Consider the following 21073-nt stretch of genomic DNA (forward strand, 5'->3'; position numbering starts at 1 on the left):
TGCCGATGCCGGTGGTGCCGACGACGATCTGGTAGGTGACGGTGGAGCCGTCCTGGGCGGTGGTGGGGCTGACCGTCTTCTTGTAGGTGTGGGTGACACCGAGGGTGCTGATGTCGTTCTTCGTGGTCGAAGCCGAGGCGGAGCAGGTGGCCGCGGAAGCGGTGGTGGTGGCGCCCAGTGTGATGGCCGCGGCGGACACGACCATCGCCGTGGTGGCGATGGGGGCGGCCATCTTGGTGGAGATGCGCATGGTTCCCTCGAATTCGACGGGCACGGCCGCGGCCGCGCTCTGTAGCTTGGGTGGTGCTGTGTGCGGCCTCACAATAGGTGAACAGGTGTCAGAAATGACCACGTTTCACTAAGTTACTGGTCGGTTGTCCTGATCACATCGAGGGCGGAGCACGGTGACCGCCGGACCGGGCCGAGCAGGTGAACGCCTAGGCTGGAGACATGGCACGTATTTCCGGTTCCTGGCTGTCGGGGCCCAGCGAGGACTCCGACGATCCGCTCCGGGGCGAGTACCCGGGACAGCTCCTCGGGCTGCCCAAGACCGGACCCGGTTCGCTGGTGGCGATGCCGAAGCGGATCCTCGCCCTGTTCGTCGACTGGTTCATCGCCATGGGCGTCGCCGCGCTGATCATCCGGCCGAACGCCGACGCCATCATCGCCAAGGCGCACGTCGGGCCCGGCCAGCACGCCCCCTCGCACTTCGAGGCGATCACCAGCGCCCTCGCCACCCCGACCTGGGCGACCTGGTTCGTGATCGGCCTGATCACCGTCACCCTGTTCGGTTTCACCCCCGGCCAGTACTTCCTGCGGATGAAAGTCGCCCGCGTCGACACCGACGCCCCCGTCGGCTTCGTGCGCGCGCTGGCCCGCCAGATCCTGCTCGTCTTCGTCGTGCCCGCGCTGTTCACCGACTCCGACGGCCGCGGCATGCACGACCGAGCCACGGGTACCGGGCTGGTCCGCAGCCGCTGAGCCGGAAGGACGGCAGGCCGCGGGACTGCGACGCGACAGCTCCGGCCCACTGAACAGACGACGAGGGCCGCCCACAATCGTGGGCGGCCCTCGTGCTCAGCGGATCAGCGGCGCTTCATGGCGCGGTTCACGCCGCGCATCTTGGCGCCGGCGGGCAGCGGGCCCTTCGGCAACGCCGGGCCACCGCGGGTGGCCAGGGCGGTCAGCCGGCTCTCGATTTGGTCGATCCGCTTGGCATCGATGTTGTTCGGGAGCTTGGTCAGGTGGCGCTGCAGGCCCTTCAACGGGATCTCGCCCTCACCGTTGCCGACGATCACCTCGTAGATCGGGGTGTCGCCGACCAGCTTCGAGATGCGCTTCTTCTCCGCGGTGAGCAGCGGCTTCAGCCGGTGCGCGGTGCCCTCACCGACCAGGATCACACCCGGCAGGCCGACCACGCGGTGCACCGCGTCGAGCTGGGTGGTCGCGGCGATGCCGTTGCTGACCCGCCACTTGCCCTGCAGATTGTCCAGCACCCAGGCGGCCGCGCCGGCCTGCCCGTCGGCCTTGGTGTACACGCTGTTCTGCACCCGGCGGCCGAAAATGATGAACGCCACCAGCACGCCCAGCACCAGGCCCAGCGGCAACAGATACCACTCGATGCCGAAGACCAGCCCGACCACGAACGCGAGCGCGGTGATCGCGACCAGCGCGCCGATCATCAACGGCAGCAGCAGTTTGTCTTCCTTGCGCTGCATGTTGAACGCCTGCCAGAGCTGCTGCCGCCGCTCCTTGGACGCCTGCCGCTTGGCCGCCTTCGCCGCCGCCTGAGCTTCCTTCGACGGTTTGCCGCCCTTACCTGCTGCCATGCCACCAGAATAGTGGGGTCGGGGAGTCGTCCGAAGGCCGGTCTCCGAGCGGCGGACGTGGCGGAGGAGTTCGGATGGCCGACGAGGTGTGGGTCGACGCCCAGAACGTGGATCACGTGTCCCGGCAGCTCGACGACATCGCCGCGCAGGCGGCCGCAGCGCTGGCCGACCTGCAGGCGACCCTCGGCGGGTCCGCGGCTCCCTGGGGGGCGGACGATCTCGGGCGGACCTTCGCGCGCACCTACGTGCCCGATGAGCACAAGATGCTCGGCGACCTGCAGCTCACCGTGACGAATCTCGCCGCCGAGGGCGCGAACCTGCGCGACTATCTGAGCACTGTCGACCAGGTCGACCAGGTGGGCCGACGGTCACTGGACCCGGCCGGGCCGCAGGGCCCGCCCGTACTGCCTGCTCCGGTGGTGACGGCACCGTCGCGCACGGACGCGCCGTCCGGCCTGGATACGGCGGTGCCCGGCATGGACACAGCGGTGCCCGGCACGGACACAGCGGTGCCCGGCACGGACACAGCGGTGCCCGGTGTGGACGCGGCGGCGCCCGACGCGGGCCGGGTGACCACGCCGGGTCCGGACAGTCCGCAAGCCGGGGGACCCGCGCCGGGCGCCGCACTGCCCCCGGGAGCACCGGCCGGCCTCTCGCCGGGCGCCGAGCCGGAAGCTGCCGCCCCGGATCGGCTCACCGGCAACACCACCGTGCCGCCGGTGCCGTCCGGACCACCGGGGGCGCCGACGCCCAGAACTCCCTGGACGAAGAAGGCGGTCACGCCGAATCCCGGACCGGTGCCCGGTGCCACCGCGACCCCCGCGGCCGCGAGTTCGCAACCGCCGCTCGGTTCACCGTGGTCGCGGCCGGGAACCGGCCGCGCCGGAGGCGCGCGTGGCGCCCAAAATCCGATGTCGCGCAACGGGATCCGGCCGCCGACACCGCGTGGCCGACGCGACCGCAAGGATGCTCTCGCTGGTAGGACCGGTTCCGGCGCCGACCCTGTGGCGATGTTGGGGCGTGCGCTGGCCGATCGGCACGCTGTCGAGGTGTCCGGATTCGACGACGACGCCGGGCTCGACTATGCCACTGTGTACGAATTCGCTACCACCGTAGATGAATTGCTGACCACGTACCCGGATCGGGGTGTCGAGGCGGTGGCGATCGCCGAGCTGCCCGGGGCGGATGTGGCCACTCGTGAGGTTCGGGACGGCGACCGGCCGCACCGAATCGTGTTGAGCCGGGCAGTGGCCCGTGTCCCGGTACCTGCGGACGGGCGCTCGGGCATCGACGTCGCGCAGCCGGATCCGGCGGGAGCGGTGCGGGCCGCCGTCGCCGCGATATCGGAATCTCTTGCCGCCGAACGTGGCCCGGCGGGATCCGCCCCCCGGCCCCCAACCGGTTCCGGAGTGATCGCGCCGGCCGCCCAGCTCCGAACCTCGGATTAGAGCGTCCGATCACATAGTCTTCCCACCGTTGGGGACTGACGAATTGTGGTCTGCCAGATTATCGTTGGGCTGACAGCCGCGGCTGTTCCCGCGTGCCCGGCTGTTGCGGGGAGGTGGGAATTCAGGTGACGCTACGGCTTCCCCCAGAGCTGCCTCCCGCGCTGGTCACGCTCGCCGCCGGCAAATTCCCGGAGGGCGACGAGGACGCGCTGCGGGAGCGGGCCCGGACCTTGCGCGGGCACGCTGTGACGTACAAATCCCTCGCCGAGAACCATGCCGCCGTGGTCGCGACCCTGCCGACGGCGATGGGCGGCGCGGCCGCCGTGGGGGCGGCGCAGTCGGGCGCGACCAACACCACGAACCTCGAGAGCCTCGCGGACTCGTGCAGCAGCCTGGCTGATCAATGTGACAGCACCGCGGATTCGATCGAATACGCGAAGAAGGTGATCATCGTCACCCTCGTCCTGCTGGCTGCCCAATTGGCCTGGGACGCACTGACTTTCTTCGCCGGCGGCGCCGTCGAGGCGCCGGCGGAGCGGCTCGCGGCGGAGGAGGCGGTCGAACTCGCCGGAAAAGAGGCCGTGACCCGGGTAGCGGAAGCCGGTGCGGCGCAGGCCGCCCGGCGGGCAGCAGGCAAGACGATCATGCGGACCGCCGGCATGGGAGCGATCTGGGGCGCGGCCCCGGTGCTGGGCGCGGACGCCTGGATGGCGGTGGACCACCACGGGAACGGCGTCGACTGGACCCAGCTGGGGATCGCGACGGTCGCCGGAATCGGTGGCGGGATCGCCGGCGGTCTGGCCGGCTCCGCGATCGGCAACCGCCTGGGATCGGTCGTCGGCCGGAACAAGGGCGGGTATCTCCGGCATCTCGGTGTCGGCTTGGCCGGTGCCGTCGGCGGCGGTGCGGTCGGCGGCGCGGTGGGCAGTGTGGTCTCCCTGGTCGGCAACAACGCAGTGGCCGGGGCGCACGGGCAGGACGTCGGCCTGTGGCACGGTGTGGGCTGGGACTCGTTGCGAGACGGCGCGGTCGCAGGCATCGGCGGTGGCCTGCTCGGCGGTGCCGCGGAGGCGCTGCGGGCCACGCGGCCGGGACCCGGTGTGCGGGCGAAGATCCCCGCCCCCGGGTCCGACGGTCCGCCTCCGCGCGGCGCCGTCTCCGGCGTCGATGTATCGCACACCGTGCCGGGTGCGGATCGGCCGGAGCCCACGGAACCGGACACCGCCCATCCCGACCCGAGCACCGCCGGGACCGGCCGGAACAGCGCCGCTCCCGAGCTGGGCGCCGGTGGCCCTGAGCGGGAAGTCGCCGCTCCTGCGCCGGGCGCCGGTGGCCCTGAGCGGGAAGTCGCCGCTCCTGCGTCGGGTCTGGTCGGCCCGGAGCCTGGAGCTGTGGGTCCCGAGCCGGGAGTTGTCACTCCCGAGCCGGAGGTTGCGGGTCCGGAGCGGGAGGCGGACCCCGAGCGGGGAGCTGCCGAGCTCGAGCCGGGCGTTACCGGCCGCGAGCCCGCCGGTCGCACCGAGGAAGCCACGGGAAAGGTGTCCGATCTCCACGGATCCGAGCCGGGTGTCCGCGGCGAACCCCCTGCGGCGAGTCCGCGTCCCGGGCCCGCGGTCGAACCGAGCCCGGCCGGAGTTCGGGCCGCCGGGGCTCCGGGTCCGGTCGGTCCGGGAAGCGTGGCCGCACATCAGGATCCGGTCCACGTCGGTGCCGTACCAGGTGAGCCCGGGCCGGGATCCGTTTCGGCTCGACCGGAACTCGCGGGCCGGGGCGAGGTGCCGACCGGTCCCGCCGGGTCGCCGGCCGACGCGGAAGCCGGCCAGGTCCGGCCGGTCGTCTCGCCCGCCGAACCGGTCCCGGGCGCCCACCCCGATCCGAGCACGGTGACGACCCCGAAGCTCGGGCTCGCGTCCGACGAGTCCGCGCCCGCCCACCCGGATCCGAACGTGACGACCCCGAAGCTCCGCGTCGTGTCCGACGAGTCCGCCCACCCGGACCCGGGCGTGGTGACGGCCCCGAAGGTTCGCCTCACACAAGACGACTTCGCGCCCGCCGCCACCCGCGCACCGGACGACCCGGAGACCGGCACTCCTGGGTTCCCGGAGTCGCCCGACGATGGGCACGGTCACGAGGCCGGCGATCCGCCGGTCGGCGAACAGGTGGGCCTGCCACTCGAAGTTCCCTCCAACAGTGGCAGTTCCGCCTCCGACGGCCACCGGGTCGTGGTCCGAGTCGGTGACCTGGTGCTCCGGATCCGGCCCGGCACGGAGGTCATCCTCGGCCGGACCGGCGATCCCGCGGCCGCGGCCCATCTGGCAGGTGAGCCGACGGTGTCCCAGCGACACGCCGCCGTGCGGGTCGACCAGGACGGGCGCGTGTTCATCCGTGACCTCGGATCCACCAACGGGACCTTCGCCGACAACACGCGGCTGGCCGTCGATCACGAGGTTCCGCTGGACTCGATCCGATCACTGCGGCTGGGCCCCGACTTCCGGGCCGAGATCAGCGTCGTGGGGCCGAGACTGGTGCGGTTCGGGGGAGAGGGGGCACATCCCTTCGAATTGTGGCCGGGTGAATCGGTTCTGCTCGGCCGCGCGGGCGACAGCCCGATCAGCGACCTCGTCGCCGGTTCGCCGAAGGTCTCCCGTCAGCACGCCACCGTCGGCCTGGACGAGCACGGCAGGTTGTGGATCCGGGACGAACGATCGACCAACGGCACCTTCGTCGGCGACAACCGGCTGGATCCCGGCGACTCGTACCTGCTGACCGGCGGCGAAACGATCGGCCTCGGTAATGAGTTCACGTCCACGATCGAGCCGGTCGTGCCGGATCCCGGAGCCGAGCCCCCGGGCCTGCACCTGACCGGTCCGGGCGGAGAACTGCCGCTACGGATCGCCCGGGGCAGCCAGGTGGAATTGGGCCGCAACGACTTCGGGGCTCTGTCCAGCGATCAGAACGCGCTCGGTCTTGCGTCTCGCGTGCACGTCGTGGTCGGCCGCGACGCCGACGGCCGCTACTGGATCGAGGACCGCTCCACCAACGGAACCGACCTCAACAACCAACCACTCGAGAAGGGCCGTCGGTACCCGCTGTCGGCCGGGGACTCGCTTCGATTCGGTTCCCCGGAACTGCACTCGACCGCCCACGCCGATCCCGCACCCGAATCGCCGCACGACACACCGGATTCGCCGCACAGCGACTCGCCGGTGCCCCACGATGCCCCGTACTACGTGGATCCGGGCGTGGCCGACATTCGGGTCGACGGCGGCGGGCGAGTTCGCAGCCTGATGCCGGGGGAGCAGGTGGATCTGGTCGATGTGGCCGGTCACGTCCGCCAGTACCGGATTCTGCCGGGCGGCGGAGTCGAAGTGGACCCGGTGGCCGTCATCGGCCGTGACCTGGACGGCCGAGTCTGGGCAGAGAATCACCCGGACGGCGCAGCGCTGGAACGCAACGGTGAACCGATGCCGGTGGATCAGCGGGTCTACCTCGAGCCGAACGACAAGTTGGAGTTCGCCGGGAAGACCTACCACGTGTCCACCGAGTCCGCCCCGATGGAGGTTCGGATCTTCGACGAGGGACCAGCAGTCGCGCTGCGGCGCGGTGAGGCCATCCTGCTCGGCCGCCACCCCGATTCCCCGGTCGCCGAACACTTCCCGGCATCGGTCGGCCAGCGGCACGCGCTGCTCTACCGGGACGAAAACGACCGACTGTGGCTGCGGCCGTTGGCCGGATCGCCCGTGTCGATCGAGAATCGCGAGATCTCCGGGCCGCAGATCGTGGATCCGCACGACCGGATCCGCCTCGGGGACTGGCTGGGCAGCGTGGACTACGACCGCGGCCACATCAAGTTCCCGAAGCGGATCCCGGTGCAGCTGAACGGGATCCGGAGCGGCAACGGTGCCGTGTCCGCCTGGCACGAAGCCCACGGCATCGTGGCGGGCGGGCAGCCGATCGACCGCGTGAACACCTATTACCCACCGGGCAGCCGGGTTCCGGTGCAGGCGCGCGCGAGTCTGGGTGTCCACCCGTCCGGTCGCGCCTGGATTCTCGCCGACGGCTCCGGCCACACCTTCGTCAACGACGTGCCGGTGGCACCCGATGTGAAGCACACACTGCGCCCGGATGATGTCGTGCGCATCGGCGCCGAGGAATTCCGGTTCAGTGTGCCGGAAGCCGAGGGCGGGCCGCTGATCAACATGGTGGACCGATCGGCGCAGAGCGTGGCGGCGGTGCGCGACCTGGCGATGTTGCCCAAGCCGGTGTTCGACCGTATCAGCGCCTATCTCAACGGCGGCGAATTCGGTGGCATCGTCATCGGCCACCAGCATGTCAACAAGCTCAAGAGCGGTCACGACTACATGCCGGTCGAGAAGATGTCGAAATCGACTGCCGGTGTCTTCTATCCGGAGCAGCGGCGAATATACGTCGACGCGTCGAAGCTGGATCTCTTCGACAAGGGTATGTTGGTCAACCACGAAATCGGGCACGCCGCCGACCGGGCGTACGATCCCTACGGCGCCCGGCTGAGTACCAGGAGCGAGTGGCAGCAGCTGCACGGCGAGTTGATGCGCAGCGTCGAACGGTCGAAGAAGCGGGGCTGGAACTCCCATTTCGAGACCCCCATCGAGAGCTTCGCGGAAATGTTCGCAGCCTGGGTGAGCGGACCCGCCCAACTTCAGAAATCCGTCCTGGGCGACAAGGTCCTGGCGCAGAAAATAGGGGAGTACTTTGACCGAGTCATATCGTAGTGAAGGCAGTCCGTATCTGGCCGCTGACGGTGTGACCGTCCTGCGGCGTTTCGCGGAGTCCGACGGTGACGCGCTGTACGACGGAATCGACGAATTCCGGCCCGGAGACCCGGAATACGCCGAACTCCGCGCGCAGGCCGACGCGCTGGCCGGCGATCAGCCCGTCGACCAGCCCGACGAGGCCCCGACGGACCGGGAGGCCGAACCCGAATCACCGTTCCATCAGGACACTTTCGCGAGCCTGCTCCGGGAGGCGGATATCGACCTCGATCAGTGACGCCGTCCGCGCCGCGCCCGCTCAGGGCGCGGCGACGCGAGCGCGCAGTGAGTCGGACAGTTGCGTCGGCATCGGTTCGTGCCGGGCGTAGCTGCGGGTGAACCGGCCGCCGCCGTGCGACAGCGACCGCAGATCGATGGCGTAGCGGCTCAGTTCCAGTTCGGGGACCTCGGCCTGGATGCGGGTGCGGCCGAGATCGGCCGGTTCGGTGCCCAGCACGCGACCGCGCCGCGACGCCAGATCGCCCAGCACCGCGCCGACATGGTCGTCGCCGACGATCACCGTGACCTCGTCGATCGGTTCCAGCAGGCAGATACGGGTGGCGGCCGCCGCCTCCCGCAATGCCAGCGCGCCCGCGGTCTGGAAGGCGGCGTCGGAGGAGTCGACCGAGTGGGCCTTGCCGTCGAACAGCGTGACCCGCAGATCCACCAGTGGCCGCCCGTCGGACAGGCCGCGCGCGGCCTGCGCCCGGACCCCCTTCTCCACCGACGAGATGAACTGCCGCGGCACCACGCCGCCCACCACCTTGTCGACGAACTCGATCCCGGATCCGACGGGCAGCGGCTGCACCTCGATCTCGCAGATCGCGTACTGGCCGTGGCCGCCGGACTGTTTCACGTGCCGCCCGCGCCCGATTCCGGTGCCCGCGAACGTCTCTCGCAACGCGACCCGGTGGTCGAGCACGTCGACCTGGACGCCGAAGCGGGACGCGAGCCGTTCCAGGGCCAGGTCCCGATGGGCTTCGCCCAGGCACCACAGCACCAGCTGGCCGGTGTCGGGATTGCGTTCCAGGCGGATGGTCGGGTCCTCGGCCAGCAGCCGGGACAACCCCTGCGAGAGCCGGTCCTCGTCGGCCTTGGTGTGCGCCTGGATCGCGACCGGCAGCAGCGGCTCGGGCAGCGGCCACGGTTCGATCAGCAGGTGAGAGTTCTTGGCGGACACCGTATCTCCGGTCTCGGCGTGGGTCAGTTTGGCGACGCACGCGATATCGCCGGCGATGACCTGACGCAGTGGCCGCTGCTGTTTGCCGAACGGCTCGGAGACCGCGCCGACCCGCTCGTCGCAGTCGTGGTCGACGTCGCTGCCCGGGGTGTGGCCGCGGACCTGGACCGTCTCGTCCGGATGCAGGGTGCCGGAGAACACCCGGACCAGCGACAGCCGGCCGACATAAGGGTCGGAGGCGGTGCGGATGACCTCCGCGGCGAGCGGGGCGTCGGGATCGCAGTTCAGCCGGGACGGCTCGGAACCGTTCGTGGACGCGGCGACGACGTGCTCGGTGGGGGTGGGGAAGCCCCGGGTGATCAGGTCCAGCGCTTCTACCAGACCGAGCCCGTGCTGGGCGCCGGGCGGTGGCGGGGCCGCGATCAGCACCGGGTGGAAACTGCCGTGCGCCACCGCCCGTTCCAGGTCGGTGACCAGGGCGGTCAGGTCGATCTCGTCGCCGGCGAGGTAGCGGTCCATGAGCGTTTCGTCCTCGCTCTCGGCGATCACGCTCTCGATGAGCGCCGCCCGCGCGGCGTCGAGTTGTTCGGTCTGGGCCGGGGTCGCCTCGGTGCGGGTGTGTTCGCCGGCGGAGTAGTCGAACACCTCCTGGGTGAGCAGGTCGATCAGGCCGGTGACCGGGCGGTGGCCGTCGGCGCCCTTCGGGCCGTACACCGGAAGATGCAGCGGCAGAATGTTTTCCGGTGTTCCGCCGCTGAGCAGTTCGCGGCAGCTGCGGGTCAGTTCCTCGAAGTCGGCGCGGGCCGCGTCGAGATGGGTGACGACCACGGCGCGGGGCATGCCCACCGCGGCGCACTCCTCCCACAGCGCCAGCGTCGACCCGCCGATGGCGTCGGCTCCGGCCGCGGCGGAGATCACGAACAGCGCGGCGTCGGCGGCCCGCAACCCGGCCCGCACCTCACCGACGAAGTCCGCGTATCCGGGAGTATCGATCAGATTGATCTTGATGCCGTCCCACGCCACCGGCACCACCGACAACTGCACCGACCGGTGCTGCCGCTGCTCGATATCGTCGTAATCGGACAGACTCGTGCCGTCCTCCACCCGCCCCGCCCGCGGCACCGCCCCCGTCAGCAGCGCGAGCGCCTCCACCAGCGTGGTCTTCCCGGAACCGCTGTGCCCGATCAGCACGACATTGCGGATCCCCTCCGGCCGCTCCGCCACCATCGCGGCGCCGCCGGCCCCCGGATGATTGCCAGGATGTGCCTTGTCGACCATGTGCGTCCTCGCTTCCGAAGTCGACACGTGCGGTCATCCGAGCTTCCCACTCCCGGCGACCGAAAGCCACACGTTCGCCGAATTCGGGCACAGCCGCACAGCGGAACGGGGTTCGACACGGCCGGTGCCGGTCGTTGCGCAACGCGACGACCGGCACCGGCGACGTCGATTCCACCCGAGAACGCGTCAGACCTGCGCGGCGGCGAGGGCGGCCCGGACGACGTCGGCGTCGCCCTGCTTCGGAGCCGGCGGCCAGGACTCACCGGCCACGGCGTACGGGTGGACATACACCGGGGTGTCGCGCTGGGACCGGCGGCTCTCGGCGAGGGGACCGCCGTCGACGGTGTCGTAACCGAGCGCATCGATGAATTCGGCGGCCGCCTTCTTCGCGTCGGCGTCGTCGCCGAAGATCGGCAACGCCGAACGGCCGTCGCCCGCCGGGCGGCCGAGCGCCGCGAGATGCTCGAAATAGATGTTGTTGAATGCCTTGACCACTGTGGATTCCGGCAGGTGGCGCTGGAGGAGTTCGCTGGTGGTGACCTCGTCGGCCTCGAGCTCGGGGAACACTCCGTCGCGCTCGGGGTAGTAGTTGTTCGTGTCGATCACGACCTTGCCGGCCAGCGGTGCGACCGGGACCTCGCGGTAGGCCTTCAACGGCACGGTGACCACCACGAGATCACCGGCTGCCGCCGCCTCGGCCGGAGTGGCCGCCCGCGCCTTCGGCCCGAGCTCGGCGACCAAGCCGGCCAGGGTTTCCGGCCCCCGCGAGTTGCTCAACACCACGTCGTACCCGGCGTCCACCGCCAGTCGTGCCACCGTGGACCCGATATTGCCGCTACCGATCAATCCGAGAGTTGTCATACCGCCCTCAACCGGTCACCTACGCCACTTGTTCCCGCCTTGCGGTGCAGTGGATTCGCGCGTCAGCTTATCGAGCCGGGCGGCGCCAACCACTGGGTGGGCTGTCCGGTCACCGCCGCGACGGTGTCGTAGTCGTGGTCGTAGTGCAACACCGTGAGGTTGTTCGCTTCGGCAGTGGCCGCGACGACCAGGTCGGCGAGCCCCGCGCTGCGATGGTGACCGCGGTCGGTCAACTGCTGCTGGATTTCGTGCGCCCGGATCCACACGTTGTCCGGTGTCGGAACCCAGCCGAAGAGGTTGTCGAACAGGCTCTTCTTGGTCAAACGGTCTGCCAATGATGTTGCGGAGAACAACATTTCGAGTTCGACGGCATCGCAGATCGCGATCAGACCCGTGGTCAGTGTTTCCTGCCACGCGCGCTGGATCGAACGATTGCCCAGCAGGCGGACGACCGCGGACGTGTCGGCCAGGTAGGTGATCACCTGCGATACCTGCTTTTGTCCAGCAGTATGTCGAAGTCACCCGAGTCGGCCATCGCGGTCAGCTTCTCCAGCGCGTCGATGCGCTTGATGCGGCGGACCACCTCGGCCAATGCGGCGTTGACGGTGTCCTTCTTCGTCGTCGTTCCGAGCACGCGCTGGGCTTCGGCCAGAGCCTCGTCGTCCACATCGATGAGTAACTTGGACACTGTCGCCTCCGTATATCTCAGATATTCCGATTATATATAGACGATATCCGAAGGCTGGGTGGCCGCGCTACGATGCGAATCGGCCGAGACCGGCATCTCGGATCGGATGCCGGCCTCGGCCGTCGGAGTAGTTGCCGGTCAGGAGCCGTAGCGGGCCAGGACGGAGGTGGCTTCCTGGGAGGCAGTGCCTTCCTCGGCGAGGTGGGCCATTTCGGGGGCGATGTCGCGGCCGTGGTGGGCCATGGCTTGGGCGTACAGCCGTCCGGCGCGGTAGGAGGAGCGGACCAGGGGGCCGGACATGACGCCGGCGAAGCCGATTTCGGTGGCGACGCGGGAGTGCTCGACGAATTCCTCCGGCTTCACCCAGCGGTCGACGGGGTGGTGGCGGGGGGAGGGGCGCAGGTACTGGGTGATGGTGAGGATGTCGCAGCCGGCGTCGTGTAGGTCGCGCATGGCTTGGGTGACTTCTTCGGGGGTTTCGCCCATGCCGAGGATCAGGTTGGACTTGGTGACCAGGCCGGCGGCGCGGGCGGCGGTGAGGACCTCGAGTGAGCGTTCGTAGCGGAAGGCGGGGCGGATGCGGCGGAAGATGCGCGGGACCGTCTCCAGGTTGTGCGCGAGGACTTCGGGCCGGGTGGCGAAGACTTCGGCGAGTTGGGTGGGGTCGGCGTTGAAGTCGGGGATGAGGAGTTCGACGCCGGTGTGGGGGTTGAGTTGTTTGATGGCGCGGACGGTTTCGGCGTAGAGCCAGGCGCCGCCGTCGGGTAGGTCGTCGCGGGCGACGCCGGTGATGGTGGAGTAGCGCAGGCCCATGGCTTGGACGCTTTCGGCGACGCGGCGGGGTTCGTCGCGGTCGAGGGCGGCGGGTTTGCCGGTGTCGATTTGGCAGAAGTCGCAGCGGCGGGTGCATTGTTCGCCGCCGATGAGGAAGGTGGCTTCGCGGTCTTCCCAGCATTCGAAGATGTTGGGGCAGCCGGCTTCTTCGCAGACCGTGTGCAGCCCTTCGCGTTTGACCAGGCCCTTGAGTTCGGTGTATTCGGGGCCCATGGTGGCGCGGGTGCGGATCCAGTTGGGTTTGCGCTCGATCGGGGTTTCCGAGTTGCGGGCCTCGAGGCGGAGCAGCTTACGGCCGTTCGGCGCGGTAGCGGCGGAATCGACGGTGGTCACCCTGTGATGCTACGCCCGCCCGATCGGCGGCTTCCGGGCGCTACGACGGGATCGCGGCCGGTGTGACCCGCGCTACATCGTGCACGGACACCGGAAGATCGCCGTCCAAGGCCGCGATGATCGCCGCCGCGACCAGCGGCCGCATCTCGGCGACGGTCACCTCGCGGCCGAGCTCGGCGCTGAGCGTGGTGACCCCGGCGTCGGCGATCCCGCACGGCACGATCGCGTTGAACCCGTCCAGGGAAGCGTTGCAGTTCAACGAGATCCCGTGCAACGCGACCCCGCGCTGCACCCGCACCCCGATCGCGGCGACCTTGCGTTCGGGCCGGTTCCCGTCCGCGGCCAGCCACACACCGGAACGGCCGTCGATCCGACCGCACTCGACCCCGAGCCCGGTGCACACCGAGATCAGCGCCTCCTCCAGCCGTCGCACGTAGGCCACCACGTCGACCGGTTCGGCCAGCCGCACGATCGGATACCCGACCAGCTGCCCCGGACCGTGCCAGGTGATCTTGCCGCCCCGGTCCACCTGCACCACGGGCGTGCCGTCGACGGGCAGGTCCTCGGGTGCGGTGCGCCGGCCGGCGGTGAACACGAACGGATGCTCGAGCAGCAGCAGATGATCCTGCCCGCGGTCCTCGGCACGTTCGGCGGCCAGTTCGCGCTGCCGCGCCCACGCGTCGTTGTAGTCGATCAGGCCGAGGTCCTCGACGATCATCGGGGTGGCGTCGGCCCGGGCGGAGAGAGTGCGACGCTGCGTGGGCGGGATCGCCGCCGGGTCGCCGAGTTCGGTCACGTCCGCGACGTTACGCCACTATTCGGCGCCGGATTCGATCCGGTCGACCGCCGGTGCCGGGAACTCGATCTGCATGATCGTCAGGTCCAGCCAGCGGCCGAACTTGCGTCCCACCTCCGGCATCGAGCCGGTCACGCGGAATCCGAACTGCTCGTGCAGGGCGATGGACATGGTGTTGGTGGATTCGATCAGCGCGACCATCACCCGCACCGCACCGGACTTCTCCGCCAGCGCCAGCAATTCGGTGAGCAGCGCCCGGGCCACACCGCGCCGGCGGAACTCCGACCCGACGTACACCGAATTCTCCACGCAGAACCGGTACCCCGACTTCGGCCGCCACTGCGCGTAGGAGGCGTAGCCCGCCACCCGGCCGTCGATCTCCGCGACCAACACCGGATATTCGGCCGCCACCCGCTGCTCCAGCCACTCCCGCCGGTCGGCGAGGTCCGCCGGTTCGGTATCCCAGATCGCGGTGGTCTCGGCGATGGCCGCATTGTGGATCGCCAGAATGCCCTCGAGATCCGCCGGTGTGGCTGCTCGGATCATCAGGCCGGTCTGTCCGTCGTCACTCACCCGAAGCAGGGTAGCCGGGCCGGCGCGGGCCACCGGTTATCGGACTGGGGATAAGGCCGGTTACCGGTTATGGTTCGGTGGCGCGCAGCGAACTCACGGGTCGCTGGCGGGGAGCACGAAGAAAGACTGATGGTGAAGATTACCAAATTGGCTGGGGCGCTGGCAGTGACCGCCGCGGCCGCAATCGTTTCCGGCCCAACGGCACAGGCGGATGTGCCCGCACTGACCACTCCGTTCCTCGACCCCGGCTGCCTGTGCGCGGGTCTGTTGCCGGCGCAACCCATCGACATGAACCTGTCGGTAGTGCCGGGCATGACAACCGCGCTGGAGCGTGTAGCGGTCGTGCCCGACGGAGTCGAGTGGATCATGTACGCCCACGTCACGCCGAACTACCGCGTTACCTGGGATCAGGAAATTGCCGTGGCGGTCGATCGTCTCGGACCTGATGCGGTGCGGCCCGGCACCTTCCGCGGGTATCCCTCGATGACGATGGACATGGAGAAGAACGGGCGGATGAGCCGTCAGTTGGTATTCCGGGCCGGCGATCGGGCCTTCTGGCTCGGTGTCATCCCGGCGGACTGGTCCGACGCGCAGAGCGATCTCGATGCCCTGACCTCCACGTTCCAGTTCCTCTGACGTTCCGAATCCTGTTCGGGCCGTACGAGATCAGTGTCAGTGCGGTCGCACGCCCGGCGTGAGGTCCACGCCGGGCGGCGGCACCATCCGGCGCAGGGTGCCGTCGGCCGCGGTGACGTACAGGACCCAGCCGTCCGGGTCGTGTGCGATGCGTACCGAGGTCGGCCCGTCCGGCGGGATCCGGATCGGCGCGGGTTTCACCACGCCGGTGACGATCGTGCAGGCGGTGCCGGTCGCCGGATCGATCCGGTCGACGCTGCCGACAGCGTGATCGGCCAGATAGAGCTCACCCGAGGCGGTGGCGTCCAAGTCGTCGGGCAGGACGACGTGATCGGGAACCCCGAGCACGCGGTGTACTTCGTGCGGTGCGTCCAGTGGGATCTGCTCGACCTGGAAGGTCAGGTCCGTGGTATAGACCGAACGGCCGTCGGGGGCGAGCGCGAGCCCGTTCGCCCCGGGCACATCCGCCCAGCCGGCGGTGAATTCGCCGGTGCTCGGGCGGTATCGGGAAATGCCGTGCACATCGCGGGAGGTGGCGACGAGTAGATCGCCGTCGGGCAGCAGAAGCAGTCCGTTGGGCATGTTCAGGCCGGTGACCAGTGTGACCAGCTCGCCCGTGGTCGGGTCGTAGCGGACGAGTTCGCCGGTGGGAGCGGTGAAGTGGTCGCCGGTGACGAAGTACACGAAGTTTCCGGCGACCCGGATCCCGCCGGGGTGGACCAGGCCGGAGAGCACCGTCCGCACCGTGCCGTCGGCGTCGATATGCCGCAGCTCGCCGATATCGCTGGCGGACAGATAAAAGCCGCCGGCGCCGTCGGATTCGAGGTTCTCCAGCGGCACGGGAGTGGTGGTCAGCGTGGCGCTCTGCCAGCCGTCCGAGCAGTCCGGCAGCAGCGGATCGGCATTCGCGTTCGACTGCCCGGCAACAATTCCGGCGGTCGCGACGGCAACCGACACGCATGCCCGCAGGTAGTTTCGCATTCGTCTCCCAGAGTGTGACCCACCGCACCCTAGCATCGCCGGCGGACGCACTCCCGACCGGGAACAGTGGCAGGCCGGCGAAACCGGTTCGGTGAAAGCCTCACTCGGCCGGTCGAATGGGGTTCCGAATGCGGTGTCCGGATGAGAGTTTCGGATGAAAGACTACGAACGGAATTGTGCCGGTGAGTCTTGCGCAGCGAGGAATATATGCCCATCCTCGGCCCGTCCGCTGTGAGGTAGCTCCCATCTTTGCGGGAACCGACTGTGTGTAATCCGCTTGCCGCCCGAGATACGGTTCTCGGGAAATCCTTGCTCTACCGGAAAGATTCACTTGAAAACAAAGAATGTGGCCGGAGTTCTCGCGGCCACCGCGGTCCTCGGAATCCTCGGCGCCGGTCAGGCGAACGCGGACGTGGGCCCGTTCCTGACCCCCTTCGTCGACCCGGGCTGCCTGTGCGCCGGGCTGCTGCCCGGACCGGTGCAGATGGGTGTGGAACCGGAGTCCCAGCTGGGAACCCGCTACATCCAAGGCAATTGGACCGCATCCAACCCGGACGCTGCGGCGAAGGTCCGCTACTTCGCCCTGCACCAGCGGCTGAGCATCACCGATCTCGGTGCCGCGGTGGAAGAGGACCTCGGTCCGCTGCAATACGGCACCTACCGCGGCCACCCGTCGTTCACCACCCAGGTGCTCGACAACGGCGGCGACTACACCCAGATGACCGCGTTCATCGACGGCCCCCGCGCGGTCACCCTGACCGGCTGGGGTGCGACCCCCGAGGACGCCGCGGGCGCACTGGCCACCCTGGCCGGCACCTTCCAGATCCTCTGATCGCACAACGAATTCGACTCGGGTAGAGCCGGATTCGGCGCCACCCGGAGTCCGCTCCAGCATCGAAGGAAGCAGCAGTGACCATGAAGACCGCGGCCGCGACCCTGGCCGCCGCAGCCGCCGCGTGCGTCGTGTCGGCCGGGACCGCGCACGCTGACGTGCTGCCCGCCACCACGCCGTTCGTCGACCCCGTCTGCCTGTGCGCCGGTCTCCTGCCGGGACGGGTCGACATGGGGGCCGAGCCGGGGTCGATGATCGGCGCCCGCTACATCAAGGGCAACCTGAACAGCGACAACGACGCCGCCGGTGCCGAGGTGCGGTACTGGCGGCTGCCGTCGAGCCGGGTGACGCTGCAGGCCCTCGGCGCCCAGGTGGCGAAGGACGTGGCGCCGGTGCAATACGGCACCTTCCGCGGCCGGCCGTCGTTCACCGTCACCGTCGAGGACGACTCCGCCCATGTCGTGGAGATCGTCTTCATCGACGGGGACCGGGCCTTCGAGTTGATCGGTGGCGGTGAGACCCTGCAAGACGCGCAGGGCGCGCTCGACGAACTCACCGGCAGCTTCCAGCTGCTCTGACCACACAGCGAATTCGACTCCGGTAGCGCCGAATTCGGCGCTACCGGAGTTCGGTCCATGCATCGAAAGACAACCGCACTGTGAACAAGAAGAAGCTGACTGCTGCCGTCGCGGGCGCCGCCGTGGCGGGAATCCTCTCGGCCGGCCAGGCGCAGGCGAACGTGCCCGCCTTCGCGGCCCCGTTCGTCGACCCCGGCTGCCTGTGCGGCGGGCTCCTGCCGGCGCCGATCGAGGTCGGGGTCGACGCCGACCAGTTCCCCGTCCAGCACTACCTCGACGGCAACTTCTCGGCGGCGAATCCCGATGCGGCGGCGGAGGTCCGGTACTTCACCGCGCCGACCGGCGCCATCTCCATCCTCGAACTGGGCGACATGGCGGACGACGTCTTCGGCTCGGTGACCTACGGCTCCTACCGCGGCCACCCGTCCTTCACCACCGCCGTGGCCGAGAACGACCACGGCGTCTACCTGCAGAGCACCGTCCTGGTCGCCGGCAGCCGCGTCATCATCCTGACCGGCAGCGGCTACTCGGCCGCCGACGCCGTCGGCTCCCTCACCACCCTGAGCAACACCTTCCTGGTCCTCTGACCCGAATCTGTTGCACCCGAATACATTCGAACAACGGAGAAGAAAATGATCGCGAAGAGAATCGCTGCGACGCTGGGAACCGTGGCGGTGGCCGGTGTCCTTTCGGCCGGAGTCGCCCACGCCGATGTGCCCGCCTTCGACACCCCGTTCCTCGACCCCGGCTGCCTGTGCGCCGGCCTGCTGCCGGGACCGGTCCTCACCCACCAGCTCCCCGGCGACGAGGGGACGCTGATCATCGGCAATCCGTCCGGGATCGGCGGCGGCGCCGCACTGCAGTACATCGTGCTGCCGTCGAACCGGGTGCCGATCACCGCGATCGGCGAGATGCGCGAGCAGCAGACCGGAATTCCCGTGCAGTACACCACATATCGGGGCCGCCCGGCCGTCACTGTTGCGCCCCAGCAGCACGACGACCACTACCAGGCCGACACCGCGTTCATCGACGGCAACCACCTGGTCGTGATGTACGGCGGCGGTGCGACCCCGGAGGACGCGGCCGCCGCACTCGCGAATCTGGCTGCCACCCTGCAGATCATCTGAGCTGGTGGCCGAGTCTGTCTCGGGCAGAGCCGAATTCGGTGTACGGCCGGTTCGATCACCCATCGAGGGAAAGCGAAACATGAAAACGAAGAACGTGGCCGCGATGCTGGCCGCCGCAGCTGCCGCATGCGTCGTGTCGGCCGGTACCGCCCACGCCGATGTGCCCGCCTTCAACACCCCGTTCGTCGACCCGGGCTGCGTGTGTGCGGGCTTGCTGCCGGGACCGCTTGTGATGCAGGCCTTTCGGGGCGATCATGTGATCTCCACCGATCTCCGCAGTCGATCGGGTGCCTTCGTGCTGTACGGCGACACGCACGAAGCGCTCACCGATATCGGTGCCGACGCGGAGGACAAGGCCGGGGCACCGGTCCAGTACGGCACGTACCGTGGTCGGCCGTCGTTCACTACGGTCCCGTTCCAGCACGATAACCGCCTGTACCAGGCGGTATTGGTCTTCATGGACGGTCGCCGGGCATTCGTGCTCACCGGTGTCGGCGAGACGGCCGATGACGCGCAAGGGGCACTGGACGTTCTGCGTGACACCTTCCAGATCATCTGATCTGTCCAGCGAATCCGCTGCGGGTAGCGCCGATTCCGGCGCTACCCGAGCGCGGCGGCCAGCGCTTCGCCGACGCTCTGATGCGCGAAGGCGAAGCCCGCGGCTTCCAGTCCGGACGGAATCGCCCGTGGCCCACGCAGAATCGCCTCGTCGGCCATTTCGCCGACCACCGTCCGCAGCGCGAACGCGGGGACCGAGAACACGGTGGGCCGGCGTACCGCGCGGCCCAGGGCCCGGTTGAATTCGGCGTTGGTGACCGGTGCCGGGCCGACCAGGTTGAGCGGGCCGCGGATCGAGGGTTCGGTGAGCGCGAACATGATCGCCGAAACCTCGTCGGCCAGTGAGATCCACGGCAGGTACTGCCGGCCGTCGCCGAGTCGGCCGCCCAGTCCGAGCCGGTACAGCGGCAGCAGCATCTGCAGCATGCCGCCGCGCCGCGCCAGGACCACGGCGCTGCGTAAGGTCACCACGCGCGCGCCGGCGGCACCCGCGGCGGCGGTGGCCGACTCCCAGTCCCGGCACAGGGCAGCCAGGAAACCTGTTCCGGCGGGCGAGGTTTCGGTGACCACCCGGTCGGCGGTGCCGCCACCGTAGTAGTGCACCGCGCTCGCGTTGATCAGCGTCGGCACCCCGGTCGCTGCGACCGCGCCGGCCAGAACGTCGGTCGGGGTGATCCGGCTGTCGCGCAACTCCTGCTTGTAGCTGCCCGTCCAGCGCTGGGCGCCGATGCCGGCCCCGCACAGATTGACCACCGCGTCGGCGCCGACGAGCGCCACACCCGGGACCCGGGCATGCGCCGGATCCCAGGTGAACTCGTCGGGGCCGGCGGCCGGCCGGCGCACCAGTCGGGCCACCTGATGCCCGTCGCGGCGCAGTGCCGCGACGAGCGAGGTCCCGATCAGCCCCGACGAGCCCGCGATGACGACCTTCATGCGGCTGATTACAGCCCCAGGTCGGCCTCGAAGGCGGCTTCCTCGAGCCGGTGCTTGATCGTGGTGAGGAAGCGGCCCGCGTCGGCGCCGTCGATGAGCCGGTGGTCGTAGGTCAGCGGCAGGTAGACCATCGAGCGGATGCCGATGAACTCGTCGCCGTGCTCGGTGACCACCATGGGGCGCTTGACGATCGCGCCCGTGCCCAGCATCGCCGACTGCGGCGGCACCAGGATCGGGGTGTCGAACAGCGCGCCCTGGCTGCCGATGTTGGTGATGGTGAAGGTGCCGCCCGCCAGCTCGTCGGGCTTCAGGCCGCCGGTGCGCGCCCGGTTGGCGATGTCGGCGATGGCCCGCGCCAGGCCCGCCAGCGACAGGTCGTTGGCGTTGTGGATCACCGGGGACAGCAGACCCTGCTCGGTGTCGACGGCGATGCCCAGGTGGACCGCGGAGTGGTAGGTGATCTCCTTGGTGTCCTGGTTGTAGGACGCGTTGATGTTCGGGTGCACGCCCAGCGCCTCGACGACCGCCTTGGCGAAGAACGGCAGGAACGTCAGGTTGACGCCCTCACGCTCCTTGAACTTGTTCTTGGCCTGGGCCCGCAGCGACGCCACCTTGGTCATGTCGACCTCGTGTGTCTGGGTCAGCTGGGCTGTGGTCTGCAGCGATTCCACCGTCTTGTTGGCGGTGATCTGCCGGATCCGGGTGGCCTTCTGCACGGTGCCGCGCAGTGCCTGCAGCTCGGGGCGGACGCCGTGCGCGGTGGAGGCCGGGGCGGCGGCCGCGGCGGGTGCGGCGGGCGCGGCCGCCGGTGCGGCGGC

At 69.5% G+C, this 21073-nt stretch carries 21 protein-coding genes and 1 pseudogene; 10 read left to right on the forward strand and 12 right to left on the reverse strand.

Annotation, left to right across the window (positions count from 1 at the left end):
- Positions 1-250, reverse strand: a pseudogene (locus tag EBN03_RS33055) (hypothetical protein); the annotation flags it as partial.
- A 200-nt stretch (positions 251-450) separates the two neighbouring features.
- Between EBN03_RS33055 and EBN03_RS33060 the strand changes: the two are divergent.
- Entirely contained in the window at positions 451-981 is a 531-nt protein-coding gene (locus EBN03_RS33060; protein WP_122192111.1) for an RDD family protein, read from the forward strand.
- 104 nt (positions 982-1085) lie between these two features.
- Here the strand turns inward: EBN03_RS33060 and EBN03_RS33065 are convergent, their stop codons facing one another.
- Positions 1086-1829: a DUF4191 domain-containing protein gene (locus EBN03_RS33065; RefSeq protein WP_122192112.1), complete on the reverse strand. Its 744-nt coding sequence runs from the start codon at positions 1827-1829 to the stop codon at positions 1086-1088.
- 74 nt (positions 1830-1903) lie between these two features.
- Here EBN03_RS33065 and EBN03_RS33070 point away from each other — a divergent pair, with 74 nt between their 5' ends.
- From EBN03_RS33070 to EBN03_RS33080, 3 genes are all read left to right on the forward strand, one after another.
- Positions 1904-3277 carry a hypothetical protein gene (locus EBN03_RS33070; protein WP_122192113.1) on the forward strand — a complete coding sequence of 458 codons (1374 nt, stop codon included), beginning with the start codon at positions 1904-1906 and terminating at the stop codon, positions 3275-3277.
- Positions 3278-3402: 125 nt separating this feature from the next.
- Complete coding sequence (locus EBN03_RS33075; protein ID WP_147471793.1) at positions 3403-8028, forward strand: FHA domain-containing protein; 4626 nt, start codon at positions 3403-3405, stop codon at positions 8026-8028.
- Complete coding sequence (locus EBN03_RS33080; RefSeq protein WP_147471794.1) at positions 8009-8305, forward strand: hypothetical protein; 297 nt, start codon at positions 8009-8011, stop codon at positions 8303-8305. The genes EBN03_RS33075 and EBN03_RS33080 overlap by 20 nt, the downstream gene beginning before the upstream one ends.
- A gap of 21 nt (positions 8306-8326) precedes the next feature.
- On the opposite strand, the gene EBN03_RS33085 is transcribed toward EBN03_RS33080, so the two are convergent.
- From EBN03_RS33085 to EBN03_RS33115, 7 genes are all read right to left on the reverse strand, one after another.
- Positions 8327-10525: an elongation factor G-like protein EF-G2 gene (locus tag EBN03_RS33085; protein ID WP_122192116.1), complete on the reverse strand. Its 2199-nt coding sequence runs from the start codon at positions 10523-10525 to the stop codon at positions 8327-8329.
- 186 nt (positions 10526-10711) lie between these two features.
- Positions 10712-11386, reverse strand: a complete 675-nt coding sequence (locus EBN03_RS33090; RefSeq protein WP_122192117.1) for an NADPH-dependent F420 reductase — start codon at positions 11384-11386, stop codon at positions 10712-10714.
- 62 nt (positions 11387-11448) lie between these two features.
- Positions 11449-11868, reverse strand: coding sequence for a PIN domain nuclease (locus tag EBN03_RS33095; RefSeq protein WP_122192118.1), 420 nt, complete (start codon positions 11866-11868; stop codon positions 11449-11451).
- The gene (locus EBN03_RS33100) at positions 11865-12074 is read right to left on the reverse strand and encodes a type II toxin-antitoxin system VapB family antitoxin (RefSeq protein WP_122192119.1); all 210 of its coding nucleotides are present in this window, start codon (positions 12072-12074) and stop codon (positions 11865-11867) included. Before EBN03_RS33100 ends, EBN03_RS33095 begins: the two co-directional genes overlap by 4 nt.
- A 138-nt stretch (positions 12075-12212) precedes the next feature.
- A complete protein-coding gene (gene lipA / locus EBN03_RS33105; protein ID WP_122192120.1) occupies positions 12213-13241 on the reverse strand; it encodes a lipoyl synthase in 1029 nt (342 codons plus the stop codon).
- Positions 13242-13281: 40 nt separating this feature from the next.
- The gene (gene lipB / locus EBN03_RS33110) at positions 13282-14010 is read right to left on the reverse strand and encodes a lipoyl(octanoyl) transferase LipB (protein ID WP_267899328.1); all 729 of its coding nucleotides are present in this window, start codon (positions 14008-14010) and stop codon (positions 13282-13284) included.
- Positions 14011-14055: 45 nt separating this feature from the next.
- Complete coding sequence (locus EBN03_RS33115) at positions 14056-14586, reverse strand: GNAT family N-acetyltransferase (protein ID WP_407671291.1); 531 nt, start codon at positions 14584-14586, stop codon at positions 14056-14058.
- Positions 14587-14775: 189 nt separating this feature from the next.
- On the opposite strand from EBN03_RS33115, the gene EBN03_RS33120 reads away from it, so the two are divergent.
- Positions 14776-15246: a hypothetical protein gene (locus EBN03_RS33120; protein WP_147471795.1), complete on the forward strand. Its 471-nt coding sequence runs from the start codon at positions 14776-14778 to the stop codon at positions 15244-15246.
- Positions 15247-15282: 36 nt separating this feature from the next.
- Here EBN03_RS33120 and EBN03_RS33125 read toward each other — a convergent pair whose 3' ends face one another.
- Positions 15283-16227, reverse strand: a complete 945-nt coding sequence (locus EBN03_RS33125; protein ID WP_158675810.1) for an SMP-30/gluconolactonase/LRE family protein — start codon at positions 16225-16227, stop codon at positions 15283-15285.
- Between the two features lie 331 nt (positions 16228-16558).
- Between EBN03_RS33125 and EBN03_RS33130 the strand changes: the two genes are divergently transcribed.
- The 5 genes from EBN03_RS33130 (at position 16559) to EBN03_RS33150 (ending at position 19323) form a co-directional block, all read left to right on the forward strand.
- Positions 16559-17059, forward strand: coding sequence for a hypothetical protein (locus EBN03_RS33130; protein ID WP_147471797.1), 501 nt, complete (start codon positions 16559-16561; stop codon positions 17057-17059).
- A gap of 77 nt (positions 17060-17136) precedes the next feature.
- The gene (locus tag EBN03_RS33135; RefSeq protein ID WP_122192124.1) at positions 17137-17637 is read left to right on the forward strand and encodes a hypothetical protein; all 501 of its coding nucleotides are present in this window, start codon (positions 17137-17139) and stop codon (positions 17635-17637) included.
- 80 nt (positions 17638-17717) lie between these two features.
- The gene (locus EBN03_RS33140) at positions 17718-18224 is read left to right on the forward strand and encodes a hypothetical protein (RefSeq protein ID WP_122192125.1); all 507 of its coding nucleotides are present in this window, start codon (positions 17718-17720) and stop codon (positions 18222-18224) included.
- Between the two features lie 45 nt (positions 18225-18269).
- Positions 18270-18764: a hypothetical protein gene (locus EBN03_RS33145; protein WP_122192126.1), complete on the forward strand. Its 495-nt coding sequence runs from the start codon at positions 18270-18272 to the stop codon at positions 18762-18764.
- A gap of 79 nt (positions 18765-18843) precedes the next feature.
- The gene (locus EBN03_RS33150; RefSeq protein ID WP_122192127.1) at positions 18844-19323 is read left to right on the forward strand and encodes a hypothetical protein; all 480 of its coding nucleotides are present in this window, start codon (positions 18844-18846) and stop codon (positions 19321-19323) included.
- A gap of 41 nt (positions 19324-19364) precedes the next feature.
- Here the strand turns inward: EBN03_RS33150 and EBN03_RS33155 are convergent, their stop codons facing one another.
- Positions 19365-20255: a TIGR01777 family oxidoreductase gene (locus EBN03_RS33155; RefSeq protein ID WP_122192128.1), complete on the reverse strand. Its 891-nt coding sequence runs from the start codon at positions 20253-20255 to the stop codon at positions 19365-19367.
- 8 nt (positions 20256-20263) lie between these two features.
- Positions 20264-21073: 2-oxoglutarate dehydrogenase, E2 component, dihydrolipoamide succinyltransferase (gene sucB, locus EBN03_RS33160; protein ID WP_122192129.1), on the reverse strand; the 810-nt coding region annotated here is incomplete at its 5' end.

The organism is Nocardia stercoris (assembly GCF_003696265.1).
In the GTDB taxonomy this organism is placed as follows: Bacteria; Actinomycetota; Actinomycetes; order Mycobacteriales; family Mycobacteriaceae; genus Nocardia; species Nocardia stercoris.

Excerpts from the sequence above, each read along its gene's own strand:
- EBN03_RS33060 (WP_122192111.1), top strand. The coding sequence starts at position 451 with ATGGCACGTATTTCCGGTTCCTGGCTGTCGGGGCCCAGCGAGGACTCC.
- EBN03_RS33065 (WP_122192112.1), bottom strand. The coding sequence starts at position 1,829 with ATGGCAGCAGGTAAGGGCGGCAAACCGTCGAAGGAAGCTCAGGCGGCG.
- EBN03_RS33070 (WP_122192113.1), top strand. The coding sequence starts at position 1,904 with ATGGCCGACGAGGTGTGGGTCGACGCCCAGAACGTGGATCACGTGTCC.
- EBN03_RS33085 (WP_122192116.1), bottom strand. The coding sequence starts at position 10,525 with ATGGTCGACAAGGCACATCCTGGCAATCATCCGGGGGCCGGCGGCGCC.
- EBN03_RS33090 (WP_122192117.1), bottom strand. The coding sequence starts at position 11,386 with ATGACAACTCTCGGATTGATCGGTAGCGGCAATATCGGGTCCACGGTG.
- EBN03_RS33125 (WP_158675810.1), bottom strand. The coding sequence starts at position 16,227 with ATGCGAAACTACCTGCGGGCATGCGTGTCGGTTGCCGTCGCGACCGCC.
- EBN03_RS33145 (WP_122192126.1), top strand. The coding sequence starts at position 18,270 with ATGATCGCGAAGAGAATCGCTGCGACGCTGGGAACCGTGGCGGTGGCC.
- EBN03_RS33150 (WP_122192127.1), top strand. The coding sequence starts at position 18,844 with ATGAAAACGAAGAACGTGGCCGCGATGCTGGCCGCCGCAGCTGCCGCA.
- EBN03_RS33155 (WP_122192128.1), bottom strand. The coding sequence starts at position 20,255 with ATGAAGGTCGTCATCGCGGGCTCGTCGGGGCTGATCGGGACCTCGCTC.